Genomic DNA, 18554 nt, shown 5'->3' with positions numbered 1-18554 from the left:
CCCGGCAAAACCATAAAAACAGACACCAAGAGTTAAAACTCAAGCTGAGGGACTCAGAGTCCCTCAGGGTTCCCCTCACGTACTTCGCCTGAGTCAGGTGGGAACAACCGCCCCCTCCGGCATCGGCTCGAAGCGGGCGTGCCGACGCGTAAAAGTAGCCGTCCCCGACGTAAGCGATCGCAGATCCACCGCATACCGCAGCAGTTCCCCGGCAGGCACCTCCGCGTGCACCACGGTGTGCCCGCCCTCCCCGGATTCCGTGCCCAGCACCCGGCCGCGGCGGGACGACAGGTCGCCGAGCACGGTGCCGAGGTGTTCGTCCGGCAGGCTCACCTCGACCGCGTCCAGCGGCTCCAGCAGCGAGATCCGGCTGGCCGCAGCGGCTTCCCGCAGGGCCAGCGCGCCTGCGGTCTGGAACGCGGCGTCCGACGAGTCGACGCTGTGCGCCTTCCCGTCGGTCAGCGTCACCCGCACATCCACCACCGGATAGCCGTCCTGGACGCCGCGCTGCAGTTGCGCCCGCACGCCCTTCTCGACGCTCGGGATGAACTGGTGCGGGACGGCGCCGCCGACCACCTTGTCCACGAATTCGAACCCGCCGCCACGGGGCAGCGGCTCGACCTCGATGTCGCACACCGCGAACTGCCCGTGCCCGCCGGACTGCTTCACATGCCGTCCGTGGCCGCGCGCGGGTTTCGCGAAAGTGGAACGCAGGCTGATCCGCACCGGCTCGGTGCCGACGTCCGCGCCGCCCGCGCGCAAGCGCGACAGGACGACGTCCGCGTGTGCCTCGCCCATGCACCACAGCACGAGCTGGCCGGTCTCCGCGTTGCGTTCCAAGCGCAGGGTCGGATCGCCCGCGACGAGGCGGGAAAGGTTGCGGGACAACGTGTCCTCGTCGCTGCGGGACTTCGCGACGACAGCGACGGGCAGCAGTGGTTCGGGCATCCGCCACGGTTTCATCAGCAGCGGATCCTCCGGCGACGACACGGTGTCGCCGGTTTCGGCGGAACCCACTTTGGTGAGCGCGCACAGATCGCCCGCGACGCAGTACGGCACCTCGCGCAGGTTCGCGCCGAGCGGTGAATAGAGGTGGGCGACGCGCTCGTCGGCGTCGTGGTCTTCGTGGCCGCGTTCGGTGAGGCCGTGGCCCGAGACGTGCACGGCGTTCTCCGGGCGCAGCGTCCCGGAAAACACCCGGACGAGCGAAACGCGTCCCACGTACGAGTCAACCGCGGTGCGCACGACCTCGGCGGCGAGCGGGCCGGACGGGTCGGCGGACAGTGCTTCGTGCGCGGTGCCGTCGGGGCTGGTCACGCCGGGCGGCTGGTGTTCCAGCGGCGAGGGGAAGGCCCGCACGATGCCGTCGAGCACCTCGGCCAGCCCGATCCCGCTGGTCGCGCACACGGGGATGACCGGGTGGAACGAACCGCGCGCGACGGCCGTCTCGAGGTCGGCGATCAGCACGTCCTCGGCGATCTCCTCGCCGCCGAGGTAGCGGTCCATGAGGGTCTCGTCCTCGCTCTCGGCGATGATGCCCTCGATCAGCTCGTTGCGGGCGTCGGCGAACTCGCGCGCGACGGCCGGGTCCGGGTCGCTCACGCGCGGCGGGCAGCCGGCGGAGTAGTCGTACCGGCGCTGGGTGACGAGCCCGACCAGGCCGTCCGGCGCGGGGAGGTACAGCGGCAGCACGCCCGCGCCGAAGGCGGCTTGGCAGGCGGCGATCTCGGCGAGCGCGTCGGCGCGGTGGTGGTCGAGCCGCGACACCACGACGGCGCGCGGCATGCCCACCGACGCGCATTCCTCCCACACGGCGATGGTGGCGGCGTCCACGCCCTCGGCGGCGCACACGACGAACAGCGCGGCGTCCGCGGCGCGCAGGCCGGCGCGCAGCTCGCCGACGAAATCGGCGTATCCCGGGGTGTCGACGAGGTTGATTTTGTGCCCGGCGTGCAGCACCGGGGCGACGGAAAGCCCGACTGAACGCTGCTGGCGCACGGCTGCCGGGTCGTGGTCGCACACCGTGGTGCCCTCGACGACCGAACCGGCGCGCGGCACGGTGCCGGACGCGGCGAGCAGTGCCTCGGTGAGCGTGGTCTTCCCGGAACCGGAAGGCCCGACGAGGACGACGTTGCGCACCTTGGCGGGGTCGTCCACAGCGACGGCGGCCCCGGGGTCGGTACTCCTGTTCTGCTTGTCGGCCATGACGGCCTCCTCAGCGACGGCGGATGGTGCAACTGTGTCCCCGATCACACACCCGCGACCCCGCGGGAAGCAAGGCGGACGGCCCGGGACCAGCCGTTCGCTCACCCCCGGCTCCGGGCGTCCCGGGGCCGCCGATTCCACTGTGGACGACTCGAATCCGACTGTCCACAAAGGATTTACGGTAAATCGATGTCGGATTCATCCTTAACGCCGGTCTGCTGCCATGGTGGGCGGCTGGCGTTTCTTGGGCGTAAAGAGGAATTTCCGGAAAACGCGGACCGGAAATCCGGGCCGATGTGCCGAAGTTGATAACTTAACGACCTTCGTCGGTTGTCCGGAGTTGGGAAAAACCCGACTCTTGTCGGGGTTCGATCCCATTCCACTTCCGAATCCGGCCCCCACCCCCGGGCCTGATCCGGCCTGTCCGGAGGAGAACACCGCCGATGAAATCGCGCCGACCGCTCGTGCTGCTCGCAGCCGGGGTCTTGGCCGGGGCCGTCACCACGGCCGCCGCCGCCCACGCACAGCCGCTCGAACCGCAGAGTCCGCAGGCCGCCGAGGCGATGGCCGCCAACGCCGCGCAGGCGCTGGTCGCTTCCCGGCCCGCCGCGCTGCACGCCAGCAAGGACGACGTTTTCCAGCAGCACAAGGTGATCTCGTCGACCAACGGGCTGAAGTACGTGCCGTACGACCGCACCTACGAAGGCATTCCGGTCATCGGCGGCGACTTCGTCGTGTCCACGAACTCCGCGGGCCAGGTCCTCGCCACCTCGGTCGCGCAGAAGACCGCGATCAACCTGCCCAGCACGTCGCCGAAGCTGACCGCGAAGCAGGCCGAAGCGATCGCCCGCACCCAGGTGCCCACTGTGGACACTGTGCAGCCCGCGACGCTGGCCACGTACGCGCTCGGAAGCCCGAAACTCGCCTGGACGACCAGGGTGACCGGGCGGAACGCGGAAGGCCCGAGCAAGCTGGACGTCGTCGTCGACGCGATGACCGGCAAGGTCCTGCACACGCAGGAGCACGTGGCCTACGGCGACGCGCAGGGCGTGTGGAACGGCCCGGAGCCGCTGCACCTCGACACGACTTCCGACGGCGCGGGCGGCTACTCGATGACCGATCCGACCGTCGCGAACCTCAGCTGCCAGGACGTCGCCACCCAGCAGACCTTCACGAAGTCGACGGACAGCTGGGGCAACGGCGACGAGACCGACAAGGAAACCGGCTGCGCCGACGCCCTGTACGGCATCCAGCAAGAGAACAAGATGCTGACGCAATGGCTGGGCCGCAACAGCTTCGACGGCAACGGCGGCGCCTGGCCGATCCGCGTCGGCCTCAACGAGCAGAACGCCTACTACGACGGCAGCCAGGTCCAGATCGGCAACAACACCGCGGGCCAGTGGATCGGCTCGCTCGACGTGGTCGGGCACGAGTTCGGCCACGGCATCGACGACCACACCCCGGGCAGCATGTCCGGCAGCGGCACCCAGGAATTCGTCGCGGACGTCTACGGCGCCGCGTCCGAATGGTTCGCCAACGAGCCCTCGCCGTACGCGGTCCCGGACTTCCTCGTCGGCAACCAGGTGAACCTCACCGGCAGCGGCCCGATCCGCAACATGTACGACCCGTCGCAGCTCGGCCACGCGAACTGCTACGACGACTCGATCCCGGGCACCGAGGTGCACGCCGCGGCCGGTCCCGGCAACCACTGGTTCTACCTCGTCGCCGAGGGCACGAACCCGACCAACGGCCAGCCGACCAGCCCGACCTGCAACAACTCGACGGTCACCGGGCTCGGCGTGCAGACCGCGGTGAAGATCTTCTACAACGCGATGCTGCTCAAGACCAGCGGCAGCTCCTACCAGAGCTATCGCACCTGGACGCTGACCGCGGCGAAGAGCCTGTTCCCCAACGGCTGCACCGAGTTCAACACGGTGAAGGCCGCTTGGGACGCGGTGAGCGTGTCCGCCCAGCCGGACGAACCGACCTGTGGCGCTGTTGGCGCGACCGGTTCGCGGGCGATTTCCGCTCGATGACCCGAAACTGATTTCCCCGCCGGCGGGAGGGGGAGACGAGCACTCGTCTCCCCCTCCCGCTCGTTATTGCCCGCCGGGTGAGAAATATCTTTCTTCGCTTGCGGTTAATTCCGCCTCGAAAGGTGCTGCGCGATTTCTCCGAGCGCGGTTACGGCACTCCGGCGAGCCTGAGCAAAGCGGCGGTCGCCGCGGCGGCGATCACTACCAGCACGAACGGCGCCTTCCGCCACGCGAGCACTCCGCCCACTAGCACCCCGGCCGGTCGCGCGATCCCGGCGAATTCGTGTCCCTGGGTCAACGCGCTGGTCGCGACCAGCGCGGCGAGCAGGACCACCGCCGACAGCGTCATCAGCCGTTCGGCCCGCGGGGACAACCGTACTTTCGTGCGCAGCAGCGGCCCGGCGAGGCGGAACGCGAACGTTCCCGCCGCCAGCACGAGCGTCGCGATGATCAGTTCCGCGCCGTCCATCAGTGCGCTCCTTCCAGTGGCTTCGGCTCCTTCGCCGCGGCACCGGCGACCACTCCGACCAGCGCCAGCAGCACCGGCAGGCCAGCCGGGAGCAGGGGAGTGGCCGCGAGCGCGACCACCACGCCGATCAGCACCGGCAGCCGGGCGGCCCGGTCCTTCAGCGACGGCAGCACCAGCGCCAGCAGTACCGCCGGGAAGGCGGCGTCCAGGCCGAACGCGTCGGTGTCGCTGATCGCGGACCCGGCGAACGCGCCGACCACGACTCCCAGGTTCCAGCACACGAACAGTCCGATGCCGCACGCCCAGTACGCCGCCCGCCGCCGGTCCGCGTCGCGCTGGGCCAGCGCGAACGCCACCGATTCGTCGATCATCAGGTGGCTCCCGGCCAGCCGCCCGAACAGGCCGCGGCCGAGCGCGTCGCCGACCGCGAACCCGAACGGCACGTGCCGCGCGTTCACGAGCAGCCCGGCGGCGACCGCGGCGAGCGGATTGCCGCCCGAGGCGACGATGCCGACGAACATGAACTGCGACGCGCCGGCGAAGACCAGCAGGGACAGCAGCATCGGCGCCCACAGCGGGAAGCCGGAGCCCACCGCGATGGCGCCGTAGGAGACGCCGACGAGGGTGTCGGCCAGGCACACGAGACCGATGTCGCGGGCGAGGCCGCGATCGAGTGTTCGCCAAATCGAACGCATAGTGTCCTATGCTGAACACGTCGGGGCCTGTTCGTCAAGGCGAACGAGAAGACTGATGGAGCGAACACACATGCCGAACGAGAGCACGGGCGCGCCGCTGGACATCATCGCGGCGTCCCTGCGCCGCGAACGGGCCCGCGCCGGCCTCTCGCTGACCGAGGTCGCGCGCCGGGCCGGCCTGGCGAAATCCACGTTGTCCCAGCTGGAATCGGGGTCCGGGAACCCGAGCGTGGAGACGCTGTGGGCACTCGGCGTCGCGCTGGACGTGCCGTTCTCGCGGCTGGTCGAGCCGGAGCGGCAAGAGGTGAAGGTGATCCGCGCGGGCAAGGGTCCGACGGTGTTCGCCGAACACGCCGACTACGCGTGCACGCTGCTGTCCGCGTGCCCGTCCGCGGCGCGCCGGGACATTTACCTGGTGAGCGCGGAGCCGGGCATCCCGCGGCGGTCGGATCCGCACATGAGCGGCGTGGTCGAACACACGGTGCTGTGCGCGGGGCGGGCGCGGATCGGGATCATGGACGATCCGGTGGAGATGCTGCCGGGGGACTACATCTGTTACCCGGGGGATGTGCCGCACATCTTCGAGGCGCTGGAGCCGGGGACGTTCGGGGTGGAGATCTCGGAGTACAACTGAGCGGTTATTCGCCGGTGTAGCTGCTGAAGGTCCAGACCTGGTTTTCCGGATCGGCGCAGGAGTATTCGCGGACTCCGGCGATCGATGCGTGGACAGGGTTCAGGATTCTCGCCCCGCGTTCCTGCGCGCGCCGCTGGTGCTCGTCCAGGGCGGAGTCAGGGACCCAGACGCACAACGCGTGGCTCGTGCCCTTCAGCGCCAGTGGGCTGTGCATGCCGTAGCGGTCGGCCGGCTGGTCCTTGCTGAGGAAGATCAGCTGGTTGCCAACGCGAAGCTGGGCGTGTTCGACCGTTCCGTCGGGAGTCTCCACGACGAAGTGCGCGGTGAAGCCGAACGCTTCGGCGAGGAAAGCGATGGCGGCCTTGGGATCGGCGTACTTCAGGTTGGGGTACACCGTCTGAGCTGGAACGTTGTCGACCATCGCCTCATCATGCCGGTTCGGCGGGTTACGCCGGAGCCACGTCGACGAGAACCTTTCCCAGGACGCCTCCCTCGACTGCGCGGTGAGCCTCCGCGACGCGGTCGAGTTCGTACCGGTGGATCGGCAGCCCGTGCTCGGCGCCGACCTCCAGCGCGCCCGCTGCCGCGGCGGCGTGGACGTCGGACAGGGCGTTCGCTTTGCTTTCCGGATCCGTCGTGTAGGTGAACGTGAAATCCAGCTGCACGTTTTTGACCAGCATTTCCCGCGACGGGATCGGGAGACGGTCGGCGTTGCCGTAGCTGTAGACGTTGATGTTGCCGCCGTGGGCGAGCACGGCCAGGTCGGTCGTCAGGTTGGCGCCAAGGTCGACCTCGACGATGTGGTGTGCTCCGGCGGGCGCCAGCTGCGAGACGCGCGCGGCGACGTCTTCGGTGCGGTAGTCGAGGACGTGGTCGGCGCCGGCCGCACGGGCGAGTTCGGCCTTTTCCGGGCTGCTGACGGTCGCCAGGACGGTCGCGCCCGACCATGCCGCCAGCTGGATCGCGGCGTGTCCCACCGACCCGGCGCCGCCCTGGACCAGAACGGTTCGCCCGGCCATGGTGCCGGGGCCGAGGCGGTGCGGTCCGCGTGCCGAAGTGGTCAGGGTGCGGTGCGCGGTCAGGGCCGGAATGCCGAGGCTGGCGCCGACGTCGAAGCTCGCTCCGTCCGGCAGCGGCATCACGTGGCGGGCGGGCACCGAGACGAACTCCTGCGCGGTTCCCGCCGGGCTGTCGAAGGCGACGTCCCACAGCCATACCCGTTGGCCGGGCGAGAAATCCCGGACGCCGTCGCCGACCGCGTCCACGATTCCGGCGCCGTCCTGATGCGGGACTTGTTCCTCGAACCGCAGGCCCGACGACTGGCCGGAACGGCTGCGCCAGTCGGTCGGATTCACGCCGGACACGACGACGCGGACTCGAACCTGTCCCGGGGCCACGGCGGGGAGGTCCCGCTCGACGAGACGGAGCACCTCCGGGCCGCCAGTGCTGCGGTAGACGACTGCCTTCACGAGTAAACCCTTTCCGAGCATTGGCTTTCAGCGCGCGAGCTTGATTCCCGCGGCTTCGCGATCCCAGGTGTCGGCGGTGACGGCCGATTCCCGCAGGACCGCTTTCTGGATTTTGGCGGTCGGCGTCTTGGGCAATTCCGAGACGAACCGGAGATACCGGGGAACCATGTAGTACGCCATCCGCGGTTCGAGGAAACGGATCAGTTCCACCGGGTCGAGGCGTGCTCCGGGAACGGGCGCGATCACCGCCAGCACCTCGTCCTCGGAAATCTCGCTCGGCACCGGGACGACGGCCGCCTCGCGCACGCTCGGATGAGCCATGATCTCCGCTTCGACCTCCATCGACGAGATGTTTTCGCCGCGCCGGCGGATCGAATCCTTGAGACGGTCGGCGAAGTAGTAGTTTCCGTTCGCGTCCTTGCGTGCGGTGTCGCCGGTGTGGAACCAGCCGTTGCGCCAGGCTTTCGCGGTCGCTTCCGGCATCCGGAAGTATCCGTGGGACAACGCCCACGGCGCGTCGGCGCGGAGGACGATCTCGCCGACCGAGCCGTCCGGCACCTCGCGATCGGCCTCGTCGACCAGCCGGATCTCGACGCCGGGCCGGGCCTTTCCGCACGTGCCCTTCTCGGCCGGATTCGGCCCGGACACGATCGGCGCGGACAATTCCGTCATGTTGTAGATCGTGTAGACGTCGACGCCGAACCGTTTCGAGAACGCCGCGATGTCGTCGAGAAGCGGCACGACGAACATCTTGGTGAGCGGATTGTCGGCGTCGCGGGGATCCGGCGGAAGGCGGTTCACGAAATTGGCCATCACGCCGAGGAGGAAGACCATCGTCGCGCCGGTCTGCCGGATCTGCCGCCAGAACCGCTCGCCGCTGAACCGTTCGACCACCGCGACCGAGCCGCCGTTCAGGAGCATCGCGTAGAGCAGGGTCGAGCCGCCCGCGTGGAAAGCGGGCATGTTGATGAGGAACCGGTCGTCAGCGGTCATGATCGGCATCGACACCGGGCCGAAGGCCGACCAGGCCTGCATGTACGACGTCAGAACGCCTTTCGACGGACCGGTCGTGCCCGACGTGTAGAGGATCGCTTGGGTGTGCCAGGGCTCGATCCGGACGCCCGGTTCGGACACTTCGCCGTCGAGGTTGGGGAGTTCCGCGGCCCGCACCACCGACATGCCGTCGAGGCCGGGCTCGCCGTCGCCGACCTGGACCGCGAGGCGGAGGCCTTCGCGCGGGCCGATCTCGGCCAGGCGGGGGAGCAGTTCGGCGTCCGCGACGATGATCTCGGCCTCGGAGTTGTCCAGCACGTGCGCGAGAAGACCGCCGCGATACGCCGTGTTGATCGGCACGAACACCGCGCCGAGATAGTTGATCGCGAACCAGAATCGCACCACGTCGGGTCCGTTGGGCAGCCAGCACACGACGTTGTCGAACTGCCGCACGCCGAGCGCCGCCAAGGCCGCGGCGGTCTGCCGGACCTCGCGCAGCAGGTCGGCCCGCGTCCACGTCGGCCCTCCGTCGAAGACCGCGAAAACCTTGTCCGGGTCTTCGGCCGCGCGGCGCTCGAGCAGGTACCTCAGCACCAGCTCCTCGCGGGGCGGGACTCTCGGATCCACCGGCACGGCGGGCTCCCTTCGGATCACTTCTCGAACGGTCGGTACAGTTTCATGCGCAGCGCACGGCGTCAAGTGCGGCAACGTGGCGGGGCGGCTCGACTAAATACCGGATGACCGGTACAGTTCTGCTCGCTGCCCGGTCGGGCCGGCCACAACGACGTGCGAACCCGGAGGTTGCCCCATGCCTGAAGTCCTGACGTTCGAGATGCCCCGGGTCGAAACGGTCGTCCAAGGCGCCGGCGCGGTGCGCGAGGTCGGCGCGGAGCTCGACCGCAGGGGGCTGCGGCGGGTGTTCCTCGTGACCGGCAGGTCGGTCGGCGGGAGCGAGGCCTTCGCGAAACTGGCCGCTGACCTGGGCGACCGGGTCGCCGGGACGTTTTCCCGGATCAAGGCGCACAATCCGGTCGAGCTGATCGTGGAGCTGATCGGGCAGGCGCGCGCCGCTGAGGCCGACGCGTTCGTCGCGGTAGGCGGCGGTTCGCCGTGCGACGCCGCGAAACTGGCGGCGATCGGCCTCAGCGAGGGTTCGGGTTCGGTCGAGGACCTCGCCCGCAACTACCTCGAGTTCGAGTATCCGAGCACGATCCGCCGTCGTCCGCTGACCGGCACGCCGATGCCGGTCTTCGCGGTTCCGACGACGCTCTCGGCGGCCGAATGGGACGGCTTCGCCGGGTCGGTCGACGAATCGCGCGACACCAAGGACCTGACGGTCTACCTCGAAGCGACGCCCCGCGTGGTCTTCCTCGATCCGGAGTTCTGCGCGAGCACCCCGCGCGACCTGTGGGCCACCACCGGCGTGCGGGCGCTGGACCACGCGGTCGAAACCGCCTACGCCAAGAACGCCCACCCGTTCACCACGGCACTCGCCGAGGGCGCGCTGACCATCCTCGCCGAGCACCTCCCGCGTTCCGTCCGCGATCCGCACGACCACGAGGCGGCGCTCAAGTGCCTGCAGGCCGCGTGGATGTCGATCGTCGGGGTGCACAACGTCTCGCTCGGCCTCTCGCACGCGATCGGCCACCAGCTCGGCGCGGTCGGGATCCCGCACGGGGTCACCTCCTGCATCATGCTTCCGCACGTGATGCGCTTCCTGGAGCCGGTGACGTCGGCGGAGCAGGCTCGGATGGCCCGGTCGCTGCAGCGGGTGCAGGGCGACGCCGAGGAGCTTTCCGCCGCGGACCGGCTGGAACGGATTCTCGACGAACTCGCGGTGCCGCGCCGGGTCTCGGAGTTCGGCGTCGGGCGAGAGAAGCTGAACGGCGTCGCGCGGGCCGCGCTGGGCGACATCGTGGTCCGCGAATCGCCGCGGACGGTCGACGAGACGGTGATCCGCGAGCTGCTGGAGACGGTCTGGTAAGCGCGGAGCACGGCAAAAGCGGGGCCGATCGGCATCGGCCCCGCTTTTGCCGTGAGCTACCGAGGGTCTTGGCGGATTCCGTTGAGCAGCGTGTCGGTGAAGAGGTCGGCGATCTCCTCCGGGGTGCGCTCGCCGTCCGGCCGGATCCACGCGTACGAGTAGTTGTAGTGCCCGAGAATGCCCTTGACCACCAAGGGATCCAGCTCGCGGAACTCGCCCGCCTCGGCGCCGCCGCGGAGGATCCCGGCCACCATCGTCTCGTACCGGTCGCGGGCGTCCTGGATGACCGCGTGCCGTTGCCCGGTGAGGGCCTTGAACTCCTGGAACGCGACGGTCCACTCCAGCGCGTGCTCCGCGAGATTGCGCATGGTGGACCGCATCAGCTGCCGGAACCGCTCGCGGTAGGTCGTCTCGGTCGCGACGATCCAGCCCGACTGCTCAAGCAGATCCGACAGCCGCGTGTGGCAGATTTCGAACAGCAGCGTCTCTTTGCTGCCGATGTGGTGGTACAGCGCGCCCCGGCCGATCCCCGTGTCGTGGGAGATCATCTCGATCCCGGTGGCGTGGTAGCCGTTCTCGGCGAACAGCCGGACGGCGGACGTCATGATGCGCTGCCTGGCTTCCGTCCCCGCCCGGTTCGTGCGTCGTGCGGTGCCGCCGGGCTTCACAGGCATAGAACGCTTCCTTCGCTGGTCGAGGAGGAGGAGACGAGGCTAGCCGATCTCCGCGACGTCGAGAACGACCTTCCCGGACGTGGCGCGGTCTTCGATGGCCCGCAGCGCCTTGGCGGCGTCGGCGAGCGGGAAGACGTGGCCGACCACCGGCCGCACGAAGCCCTCGCGGGCGAGCTGGGTGAGCTCCGCGGCGGAAGCGGCCGCGACGGTGTCGTCCCGTTCGACGAAACCGCCCCAGTACACGCCGACGACCTCGATGTTCTTGAGCAGCAACCGGTTCACCGCGATCTCCGGGATCCCGCCCGCCGCGAACCCGATCACCAGGTGCCGTCCTTCCGGGCGCAGCAGCCGGATGGAATCCGCGAAATACTCGCCCCCGACCGGGTCCACGGTGACGTCGATGCCCTTCGGGGCGACGGCGCGCACTGCGTCGGCCCAGCCTTGTCCGGCGACTGCGACGTGGTCCGCGCCCGCGGTTTCGGCGACGGAGACCGTGCCCGGGGAGTCGACCACCGCGGTGACGATCGCGCCGAGGCCCTTGGCCACCTGGATCGCCGCCGTGCCTACTCCGCCGGCGGCACCGTGCACCAGCACGTGCTCGCCCGCGCGCAACCGGCCGCGCCGGACCAGGGCGAAGTGGACGGTCTGGAAGTTCATCGCGAAGGCCGCGCCCTGCTGGAACGACAGCTCGTCGGGCAGCGGGAACGTCACCGCGGGCTTGGCCGCGACGACCTCGGCGTACCCGCCGCGCGGGACGTAGGCGGCGCACCGGTCGCCGGCCCGCACCGCCGCGCCTGCGGGAGCCGACCGGACGATCCCCGCCACCTCGACGCCGGGAACGAAGGGGAGTTCGGGCCGCACCTGGTACTGGCCTCGGGTCATGAGGGCGTCGACGAAGCTGACGCCGACGGCTTTCACGTCGATGACGATGTCGCCGGGGGCGGCCACGGGCTCGGCCACTTCGACCAGCTCCACCGCGGCGGGTCCGTCGAGCGAGGAAATCCGGATCGCGCGCACTGTGCTCCCTCAAGTCGGATTGCGGGCCGGCCGGTCCGGGAAAAAGGCGGACCAGGCTCGGCGAGGTTCTGTTACTGTACCGACTGTTCAGTTTTTGGCAAGCGAGGACGGGCCGATGGCGACCGAGCACGTGATCCGAATACTGCCGACCGACAGCCCCGGGCTGGTCCGGACGGCCGAGAACCGCATCGAGGACCGCTGGCTGCGCGCCTTCGCGGCCGCCGTCGGCGACACCCGCGACGAGTTCTTCGATCTCGACCGCGGCATCGTCGGCCACCCGGTGTTCCCGGTCTGCGTCGAATGGCCGCTCATCGAACAGGGAGCTCCGGGGATCGAACTGTCCGAGGACACGCTGCGGCTGGGCCTGCATGTCAGGCACCGGATCCGGCTGCGGTCACCGCTGCGTCCCGGCGAGCGGGTACGGACCGAGGCCCGGCTGCACCGTGCCGAGGCGCGGACCGGCGCGGCGCTGATCGTCACGGAGTTCCGCACCACGACGCCCGGCGGAACGCTTCTCGTCACCTCGCAGGTGAGCACGCTCTACCGCGGCGTCCGGCTCGAAGGCGGCGAAATCGCTGCCCCGGCACCGAAATCCCGGCCGGCCGAACTCTCCCGGATCGCGACCTTCGAGACTGACACCACGAACGCGGTCGTCTACAGCGAATGCGCGCGGATCTGGAACCCCATCCACACCGACATTCGCGTCGCGCGTGCGGCGGGTCTCGCCGACACGGTCCTGCACGGCACCGAAACACTCGCGCGGGCAGTGTCCGCCGTGACCCGCGCTTACCCGGGCCCTGACGTCACCGAGGTCGACTGCCGCTTCACCAACCCGGTCTTCCCGGGGATGACGCTGTCGGTCCACGCGGGCCGGACACGTCCCGGTGCCATCGCTTTCGACGTGCGTGCGGCGGACGGGACACCAGTGCTCGCGGACGGTCTCCTCGCCTTCGCGGCCGAATCGTCGTGACTGGCGGCTGTACACCGGCGATCCGATAGCGCAGAGTCGGACGAAACATCGGCCAGGAGGTGTGATGACCGGCGAGGAAATCGTGCTCGGTCCCCTGCCCAAGGGGATCACGCCCGCCCGCGAGGGCATGCGGAACAAGGTGTGGAACGTGCTCGGCCACACCTACTCGATGAAGGCGGCCAGCGAGTCGAGCTTCGCGTTCGAGACCCTCGACCCGCCCGGCACCGGGGTGCCGCCGCACGTTCATCCGACTCAGGACGAGCACATTTACATCCTGGAAGGCGTCTTCACGCTTTACCTCGACGGCAAGTGGGAGACCGCGGGCCCCGGCGACACCGTGCGGATGCCGAAGGGGCTTCCGCACGCCTATTACAACCGCGGCGAGGGCATGACCCGCGGGCTGTTCTGGGTGAGCCCGGCCGGAAAGCTCGCGACGCTGTTCGACCAGCTGCACAACCTGACGGACCCGGCCGAGGTGGTCCGGGTGTCGGCGCTGCACGACGTCGATTTCCTGCCGCCCGGTTCGGTGGAGGGCGCCTGAAACCGGCTCAGGCGCGGTTCACCTGCTGCTGGGACGCCCCGGAAGCCTGGGCGTAACCGGAGACGATCGCCTCGAGCGTGGCCGTGTCGATCACGTCTTCGAGGCGGGTAAAGCCTTCCGGGGCACGCCGTTCGACCTCGTCGATGACGTTTTCCGGCCCGCCCCGGCGGTTGCGCAGCACGATGTCGCTGGTGGCCGGAAGACGGTCGGCTTCGTACGCGCGAAGCGCCTCCACGGGATCGGAGCGGCGCGTCAGGTGCCAGGCGAGGCTGGATGCGTCGAGGATCGCCTGGCCGGCGCCGTTGGAACCCATCGGGTACATCGGATGGGCGGCGTCGCCCAGGAGCGTCACGCGTCCGTGCGACCACGCGGGCAGCGGATCCCGGTCGCACATCGGGAATTCGAAGATCTCCTCGGTGGCCCCGACCAGCGCGGCGTGGTCGACCGCGGGGCACCGGAACCGCCCGAGGTGCCGGGCCAGCTCCGCCCGGTCGCCGGGTTTGGCCCAGTCCTGCCGGTCCGGCGGCGGGGAGCCGGGCCGCCCGGTCCGGACGCAGACGGCCCAGTTCGTGAGCCTGCTGCCCGCGGACTTGCCCGGTCCGATCGGGTAGATCACCAGCTTGGCCGCGGTGCCGCCGGAGACGATCATCGAAGCGCCGCCGCCGAATTCCGGCCAGTCGGCGGCGCCACGCCACATCAGGACGCCGTTCCAGCGGGGCGGTCCCTCCTCGGGGAACAACAGGGACCGCGCGGCCGAGTGGATTCCGTCGGCCGCGACGAGAACGTCGCCGGTCGCGGTGACCGGGACACCGCTGTCCCGCTCGCCGAAGTGCGCTCGGACGCCTTGCGCGTCCTGATCGAACCCGGTCAGCCGGTATCCGGTCCGTACCGCGTCGGGGCCGAGCCTCGTTTGGACCGCCCGCAGCAGCAGGTCCCGCAGCCTGCCCCGGTGGAGGCAGTACTGGGGGAGGGTGAACCCGGCGTCGAGCCCGCAGGGCTTGCGCAGGATCACCTGCCCGAGGCGATGGGTGTAGGACAGTTCGCGGGTGCGGATCCCGATCTCGTCCAACTGGTCGAGCAGCCCGAGCGCGGCCAGTTCCTTGACCGCGTGCGGCAGGGCGTTGATGCCGACGCCGAGTTCGCCGATGCGGGCGCTTTGTTCGTAGACCGCGCACTCGACGCCTTCGCGGTGCAGCCGCAGGGCCGCGGTCAGCCCGCCGATCCCCGCTCCGACGATCACGACCTTCACCGCGAACCTCCCTGTCGTCGATGGACCCAGGGTGGCGCAGTCCGGCTCGGGGCGCTACCGCCGAGCGGAGGGGCGGCTCCCGCGGAGGCAGGCGCTTCCCGGCGGCGAACTGTCCACATCGGACGGATGCCGACCGGGCTGATCAGCAGGAACCGCCCGACCAAGCAGGGTTGCCGAGGATGTCTTCGGCGAGCAGCGCGGCCTGCGTCCGGCTGTCCACCCGAAGTTTCGCCAGCAGGTTGCCGACATGGACCTTCACCGTGCGCTCCGCCAGGCCCAGTTCGGCGGCGATGTCGCGATTGGACAGACCGCGGCCGAGCAGGAGCAGGACGTCGCGTTCCCGCGGAGTGACCCCCTCGGCGGCCGGCCTGCGCAGCGCCGCGGCCACCGCTGGGCTCATGGCCGTGATGCCTTCGTGCGCCGCGCGGACCGCGGCCGCGAGTTCCGTTCCGGTGCTGTCCTTGAGCACGAATCCGCTCGCTCCCGCGGCCAGTGCGCGCCGGATTTCGCTCGCGCGGCCGATCGTGGTGAGCAGGACGACCTTCGGTCCTTCGCCCCGCCGGATCCGGTGCAGGACTTCGATTCCGTCCATGCCCGGGAGGTAGAGGTCCAGCAGGACGACGTCGGTGGCGGCGTCGAGCGCGGCGAGCAGTCCGGCGCCGTCGGGGTGCGCGCCGAGCACGTCGATGTCCGGCTGGGCGTCGAGGATCAGGGCGAGGCCCTCCCGCACCAGCGCGTGGTCGTCGACGACGCGGACCCTGATCACCACGGCAGTCTACGCTCGCTTCGTGCGTTGGTTCCGTGACCGAAAAACGGTGCTCGACCTCGGAACGGCCGTCCTCGTCGCCGTCTTGGTCGGGGTGGGCGGGGCCTGGCCGCCCGCCGTGGGCTGGAGTGGTGTCGCGCTCGTGACCGGGCAGGTTCTGCCGCTGGTTTTCCGCCGCCGGTTTCCGGGCTGGGTGCTCGCCGTCGTCACCGCGGCCACGCTCGCCCGGCTGCTGACGACCCAACCCCACAACATCGACTACGTGCCAGTGCTGATCGCGTTGTACACGGTGCCGAGCGCGCGCCGGGCCTCGGTGCGTTGGGGACTCGGCGGATTGTCCGCCGCCGCGATCGGTGCGGCGATGACCGTGTCGAAGGGGCCGGTCGACGGCGCGCTGCTCACTGTCGCGGTTTGTGTCGTGGCGTGGTTGCTCGGCACTGAGCGACAGCGGCACGCGGCCGAACGCGCGGAGTTCGCGACGCAGCGCACGCGGTTCCGGCTGGAGCGCTTGGCCGCCGAACGGCGTGCGCAGACCGCGCGGCAGTTGCACGACACGCTCGCGCGCACCACCACGGTCATGCTCGTGCAGGCCGAGGCGCTCCTGGCCGTCGGCGAGCTGACCGGCGCGGACCGCGCGAGGGTGGACGCGATGCTCGCCGCCGGGCGGGACGCGCTGAGCCAGGTCCGCGAAACCCTCCGTGAGTTGCGGGACGACGGCGAGTCGCGGCCGGGGCCGGGGGTCGCCGCCGTTCTCGCCGAGCTGTCCGCGGCCGGCCTGGTCCTCGAGGAAGAGCCCGCCCTGCACCGGATTCCGGACCGGGCGCGGGACCTCGCCGACCGGATCGTCTCGGAAGCGGCCATCAATGCCTTGCGGCACAACGGTCCCGGGGTCCGGCTGGGAATCGGCGTCGAGGCGACCGCGGAGTCCGTCCGGCTCGTTCTGCGCAACGACCGACGCGGGCAGCCGACGGAAGGTTCCGGATACGGCCTGGAGAGCCTGCGCGCGCAACTCGCCGCCCGGGGAGGTTCTCTCGAGGCGGGCCCCGCCGCGAACGGCGGGTGGACGGTCGTGGCGGTCATCCCTTGCCCCGCAGAGCCAGCAACTGCGACACGGTGACGAACCGGTAGCCGAGCGCCCGCAGCCGGTCGATGGCCGGGCCGATGGCCTCGCGCGTCTGCTCGCGCCCGGCGTACATGGGGTGGAACAGAACGATCGAGCCGGGGCGCACGTGCGTCACGGTGTAGTCGGCGATCGCCGCGGCGCTGCGGTCGATTTCGGGGAAAGAATTCGGTTCGACGTCCCAGGTGATCGTCTTCCGGTCGTGCTCGTGCAGGTAGTAGGGCAACGCGAACAGCTTCTTGCCGTTCGGCGGGCGGACCGTGATCTCGCCGGTGTAACCGGTGGCGCGGATCAGCGCGTCGGTGCGCTCGATCTCGCTCGCCGCGCGGCCGGGCGTGATCAGCACCATGCGTTCGTGGGAGTAGGTGTGGTTGCCGATCTCGTGGCCCGCCGCGGCGATGGCGCGCCCGAGATCCGGATGGGCCGCCAGCTCCGATCCGATGAGGTAGAACGTCGCGTGGACGCCGCGCGCGGCCAGCGCGTTGAGGACGGGCTTCACCCCGGCCGGGCTGGGACCGTCGTCGAAAGTCAGCGCGACCGCCTTCTCCGAGGTTTCCACGCGGGCGGTGAGACCGCCGAAGAACTGGAACGTCCGGGAATCGGCGATCCGGAACAGCACGTAACCGCCGACGAGGATCAGAACCAGCGCGACGGCCACGCCGATCGACCAGCGGCGGGCCCGTCTGGAGAGGGAGAAGCGGATCATGCGGGCGAGCTTGCCGATGCGGCTGTGGGCGCGGAAGCCGCGAAGGTACTAGTCCTTCCGACACAGGCCGCGCCGCTCGTCGCTGGCGCTGGGTCGGTACTGTGCCATCGCATGACCGGCCCCGAGACCGCGATCACCGCCGACCTGGTCCGCGACCTGCTGCGGGAGCAGCACCCCGACCTCGCCGGGCTGGCGATCCGCGAGGTGCCGGGCGGCTGGGGCAACCAGATGTGGCGTCTCGGGGACGATTTGGCTGTCCGGGTACAGCGCATGGACCCCACTCCGGAACTCCAGCTCAAGGAGCGGCGGTGGCTGCCCGTGCTGGCCCCGCGCCTGCCGCTCCCGGTGCCGACGCCGGTGCGGTTCGGCGAACCGTCCGCGCGGTTCCCCAAGCACTGGACTGTGATGACGTGGGTTCCCGGCGAACCGCTCGACCACGGCACGATCAGCCGCGGCGCCCACGCGGCCGACACGCTGGCGGCTTTCCTCCGGGCGCTCCATGTGCCCGCGCCCGCCGAGGCCCCGGTCGCCGTGGATCGCGGAGCCCATCCCCGGGATTGCACGGCCGGCTTCGAGAAATTCCTCCAGGCTGTTGGCCTCGACGACCTCGCCGCCGACGTCCGCGCTGTCTGGGCCGACGCCGCCGCGGCCGGCTTGCAGGAAGGCCCGCCGGTGTGGGTGCACGGCGATCTCCATCCCGCGAATGTCGTGGTCTCGGACGGAACGCTCTCGGGCGTCGTCGATTTCGGCGACCTGTTCGCGGGCGATCCGGCGTGGGACCTCGCCGCCGCCTGGGTGTTGCTGCCGGAAGGCACGGCTTCGCGGTTCTTCGACAGTTACGCGCGGGCGGACGAGTCGTCGATCCGGCGTGCGCGCGGGTTGGCCGCGATGAAAAGCCTTTTCCTGATCCTCATGGGACAGAACGGCGATCGCGGCCTTCCCGGCGGCAAGCCGCACTGGGGGCCCGCCGGCCGGGCGGCGCTTGACCGGGTGCTGAAGGGCGTTTGACGCTTCGGGGCGCCGCGG

Annotated in this window: 18 protein-coding genes; 7 read left to right on the top strand and 11 right to left on the bottom strand. The window is 70.2% G+C overall.

Annotated elements, in window-relative coordinates:
* Positions 1–93: 93 nt before the first annotated feature.
* Positions 94–2205: an elongation factor G-like protein EF-G2 gene (locus tag ACFORO_RS12165; RefSeq protein ID WP_377876110.1), complete on the bottom strand. Its 2112-nt coding sequence runs from the start codon at positions 2203–2205 to the stop codon at positions 94–96.
* A 443-nt stretch (positions 2206–2648) separates the two neighbouring features.
* Here ACFORO_RS12165 and ACFORO_RS12160 point away from each other — a divergent pair, with 443 nt between their 5' ends.
* Entirely contained in the window at positions 2649–4241 is a 1593-nt protein-coding gene (locus ACFORO_RS12160) for a M4 family metallopeptidase (protein WP_377876108.1), read from the top strand.
* 148 nt (positions 4242–4389) lie between these two features.
* Here the strand turns inward: ACFORO_RS12160 and ACFORO_RS12155 are convergent, their stop codons facing one another.
* Together ACFORO_RS12155 and ACFORO_RS12150 are read right to left on the bottom strand one after the other, a co-directional pair.
* Positions 4390–4710, bottom strand: coding sequence for an AzlD domain-containing protein (locus tag ACFORO_RS12155; RefSeq protein ID WP_354745164.1), 321 nt, complete (start codon positions 4708–4710; stop codon positions 4390–4392).
* On the bottom strand, positions 4710–5405 hold the full coding sequence (locus tag ACFORO_RS12150; RefSeq protein WP_377876106.1) for an AzlC family ABC transporter permease: 696 nt from the start codon (positions 5403–5405) through the stop codon (positions 4710–4712). Before ACFORO_RS12150 ends, ACFORO_RS12155 begins: the two co-directional genes overlap by 1 nt.
* Before the next feature lie 70 nt (positions 5406–5475).
* On the opposite strand from ACFORO_RS12150, the gene ACFORO_RS12145 reads away from it, so the two are divergent.
* A complete protein-coding gene (locus ACFORO_RS12145) occupies positions 5476–6039 on the top strand; it encodes a helix-turn-helix domain-containing protein (RefSeq protein WP_354745274.1) in 564 nt (187 codons plus the stop codon).
* Between the two features lie 4 nt (positions 6040–6043).
* Here the strand turns inward: ACFORO_RS12145 and ACFORO_RS12140 are convergent, their stop codons facing one another.
* The 3 genes from ACFORO_RS12140 to ACFORO_RS12130 are packed head-to-tail and all read right to left on the bottom strand — an operon-like array spanning position 6044 to position 9134.
* Complete coding sequence (locus ACFORO_RS12140) at positions 6044–6460, bottom strand: VOC family protein (protein ID WP_377876103.1); 417 nt, start codon at positions 6458–6460, stop codon at positions 6044–6046.
* Positions 6461–6485: 25 nt separating this feature from the next.
* Positions 6486–7508 (bottom strand): NADPH:quinone reductase, encoded by a 1023-nt coding sequence (locus ACFORO_RS12135; protein WP_377876101.1) that lies wholly within the window; start codon positions 7506–7508, stop codon positions 6486–6488.
* 27 nt (positions 7509–7535) lie between these two features.
* Complete coding sequence (locus tag ACFORO_RS12130) at positions 7536–9134, bottom strand: AMP-binding protein (RefSeq protein ID WP_377876099.1); 1599 nt, start codon at positions 9132–9134, stop codon at positions 7536–7538.
* Positions 9135–9309: 175 nt separating this feature from the next.
* On the opposite strand from ACFORO_RS12130, the gene ACFORO_RS12125 reads away from it, so the two are divergent.
* A complete protein-coding gene (locus tag ACFORO_RS12125) occupies positions 9310–10485 on the top strand; it encodes an iron-containing alcohol dehydrogenase (protein WP_377876097.1) in 1176 nt (391 codons plus the stop codon).
* A 56-nt stretch (positions 10486–10541) separates the two neighbouring features.
* Here the strand turns inward: ACFORO_RS12125 and ACFORO_RS12120 are convergent, their stop codons facing one another.
* Together ACFORO_RS12120 and ACFORO_RS12115 are read right to left on the bottom strand one after the other, a co-directional pair.
* Positions 10542–11159: a TetR family transcriptional regulator gene (locus ACFORO_RS12120; protein WP_344277027.1), complete on the bottom strand. Its 618-nt coding sequence runs from the start codon at positions 11157–11159 to the stop codon at positions 10542–10544.
* Between the two features lie 39 nt (positions 11160–11198).
* Positions 11199–12176, bottom strand: coding sequence for an NADPH:quinone oxidoreductase family protein (locus tag ACFORO_RS12115; RefSeq protein WP_377876095.1), 978 nt, complete (start codon positions 12174–12176; stop codon positions 11199–11201).
* A 115-nt stretch (positions 12177–12291) separates the two neighbouring features.
* On the opposite strand from ACFORO_RS12115, the gene ACFORO_RS12110 reads away from it, so the two are divergent.
* A complete protein-coding gene (locus ACFORO_RS12110; RefSeq protein ID WP_377876093.1) occupies positions 12292–13146 on the top strand; it encodes a MaoC/PaaZ C-terminal domain-containing protein in 855 nt (284 codons plus the stop codon).
* A 64-nt stretch (positions 13147–13210) separates the two neighbouring features.
* Positions 13211–13687 carry a cupin domain-containing protein gene (locus tag ACFORO_RS12105; protein WP_377876091.1) on the top strand — a complete coding sequence of 159 codons (477 nt, stop codon included), beginning with the start codon at positions 13211–13213 and terminating at the stop codon, positions 13685–13687.
* Positions 13688–13694: 7 nt separating this feature from the next.
* Here ACFORO_RS12105 and ACFORO_RS12100 read toward each other — a convergent pair whose 3' ends face one another.
* Together ACFORO_RS12100 and ACFORO_RS12095 are read right to left on the bottom strand one after the other, a co-directional pair.
* Complete coding sequence (locus tag ACFORO_RS12100; RefSeq protein ID WP_377876089.1) at positions 13695–14936, bottom strand: flavin-dependent oxidoreductase; 1242 nt, start codon at positions 14934–14936, stop codon at positions 13695–13697.
* Positions 14937–15078: 142 nt separating this feature from the next.
* Entirely contained in the window at positions 15079–15702 is a 624-nt protein-coding gene (locus tag ACFORO_RS12095; RefSeq protein ID WP_354745174.1) for a response regulator transcription factor, read from the bottom strand.
* A gap of 22 nt (positions 15703–15724) precedes the next feature.
* Here ACFORO_RS12095 and ACFORO_RS12090 point away from each other — a divergent pair, with 22 nt between their 5' ends.
* The gene (locus ACFORO_RS12090; RefSeq protein WP_377876086.1) at positions 15725–16819 is read left to right on the top strand and encodes a sensor histidine kinase; all 1095 of its coding nucleotides are present in this window, start codon (positions 15725–15727) and stop codon (positions 16817–16819) included.
* On the opposite strand, the gene ACFORO_RS12085 is transcribed toward ACFORO_RS12090, so the two are convergent.
* A complete protein-coding gene (locus tag ACFORO_RS12085) occupies positions 16779–17528 on the bottom strand; it encodes a polysaccharide deacetylase family protein (protein ID WP_377876084.1) in 750 nt (249 codons plus the stop codon). The genes ACFORO_RS12090 and ACFORO_RS12085 overlap by 41 nt on opposite strands.
* A gap of 111 nt (positions 17529–17639) precedes the next feature.
* On the opposite strand from ACFORO_RS12085, the gene ACFORO_RS12080 reads away from it, so the two are divergent.
* Positions 17640–18536, top strand: a complete 897-nt coding sequence (locus ACFORO_RS12080) for an aminoglycoside phosphotransferase family protein (RefSeq protein WP_377876082.1) — start codon at positions 17640–17642, stop codon at positions 18534–18536.
* The last annotated feature ends 18 nt before the right edge of the window (positions 18537–18554 follow it).

Source organism: Amycolatopsis halotolerans, assembly GCF_042647905.1.
Lineage (GTDB): Bacteria > Actinomycetota > Actinomycetes > Mycobacteriales > Pseudonocardiaceae > Amycolatopsis > Amycolatopsis halotolerans.
Note: the sequence above shows the minus strand (reverse complement) of the source record. Positions and strands in the feature narration are given on the sequence as shown.

What these genes read in the sequence shown, in the direction of transcription:
- ACFORO_RS12110 (WP_377876093.1), top strand. Translation starts at nt 12,292, where the DNA reads ATGGCGACCGAGCACGTGATCCGAATACTGCCGACCGACAGCCCCGGG.
- ACFORO_RS12140 (WP_377876103.1), bottom strand. Translation starts at nt 6,460, where the DNA reads ATGGTCGACAACGTTCCAGCTCAGACGGTGTACCCCAACCTGAAGTAC.
- ACFORO_RS12160 (WP_377876108.1), top strand. Translation starts at nt 2,649, where the DNA reads ATGAAATCGCGCCGACCGCTCGTGCTGCTCGCAGCCGGGGTCTTGGCC.
- ACFORO_RS12105 (WP_377876091.1), top strand. Translation starts at nt 13,211, where the DNA reads ATGACCGGCGAGGAAATCGTGCTCGGTCCCCTGCCCAAGGGGATCACG.
- ACFORO_RS12080 (WP_377876082.1), top strand. Translation starts at nt 17,640, where the DNA reads ATGACCGGCCCCGAGACCGCGATCACCGCCGACCTGGTCCGCGACCTG.
- ACFORO_RS12165 (WP_377876110.1), bottom strand. Translation starts at nt 2,205, where the DNA reads ATGGCCGACAAGCAGAACAGGAGTACCGACCCCGGGGCCGCCGTCGCT.
- ACFORO_RS12125 (WP_377876097.1), top strand. Translation starts at nt 9,310, where the DNA reads ATGCCTGAAGTCCTGACGTTCGAGATGCCCCGGGTCGAAACGGTCGTC.
- ACFORO_RS12120 (WP_344277027.1), bottom strand. Translation starts at nt 11,159, where the DNA reads ATGCCTGTGAAGCCCGGCGGCACCGCACGACGCACGAACCGGGCGGGG.
- ACFORO_RS12085 (WP_377876084.1), bottom strand. Translation starts at nt 17,528, where the DNA reads ATGATCCGCTTCTCCCTCTCCAGACGGGCCCGCCGCTGGTCGATCGGC.
- ACFORO_RS12155 (WP_354745164.1), bottom strand. Translation starts at nt 4,710, where the DNA reads ATGGACGGCGCGGAACTGATCATCGCGACGCTCGTGCTGGCGGCGGGA.
- ACFORO_RS12145 (WP_354745274.1), top strand. Translation starts at nt 5,476, where the DNA reads ATGCCGAACGAGAGCACGGGCGCGCCGCTGGACATCATCGCGGCGTCC.
- ACFORO_RS12150 (WP_377876106.1), bottom strand. Translation starts at nt 5,405, where the DNA reads ATGCGTTCGATTTGGCGAACACTCGATCGCGGCCTCGCCCGCGACATC.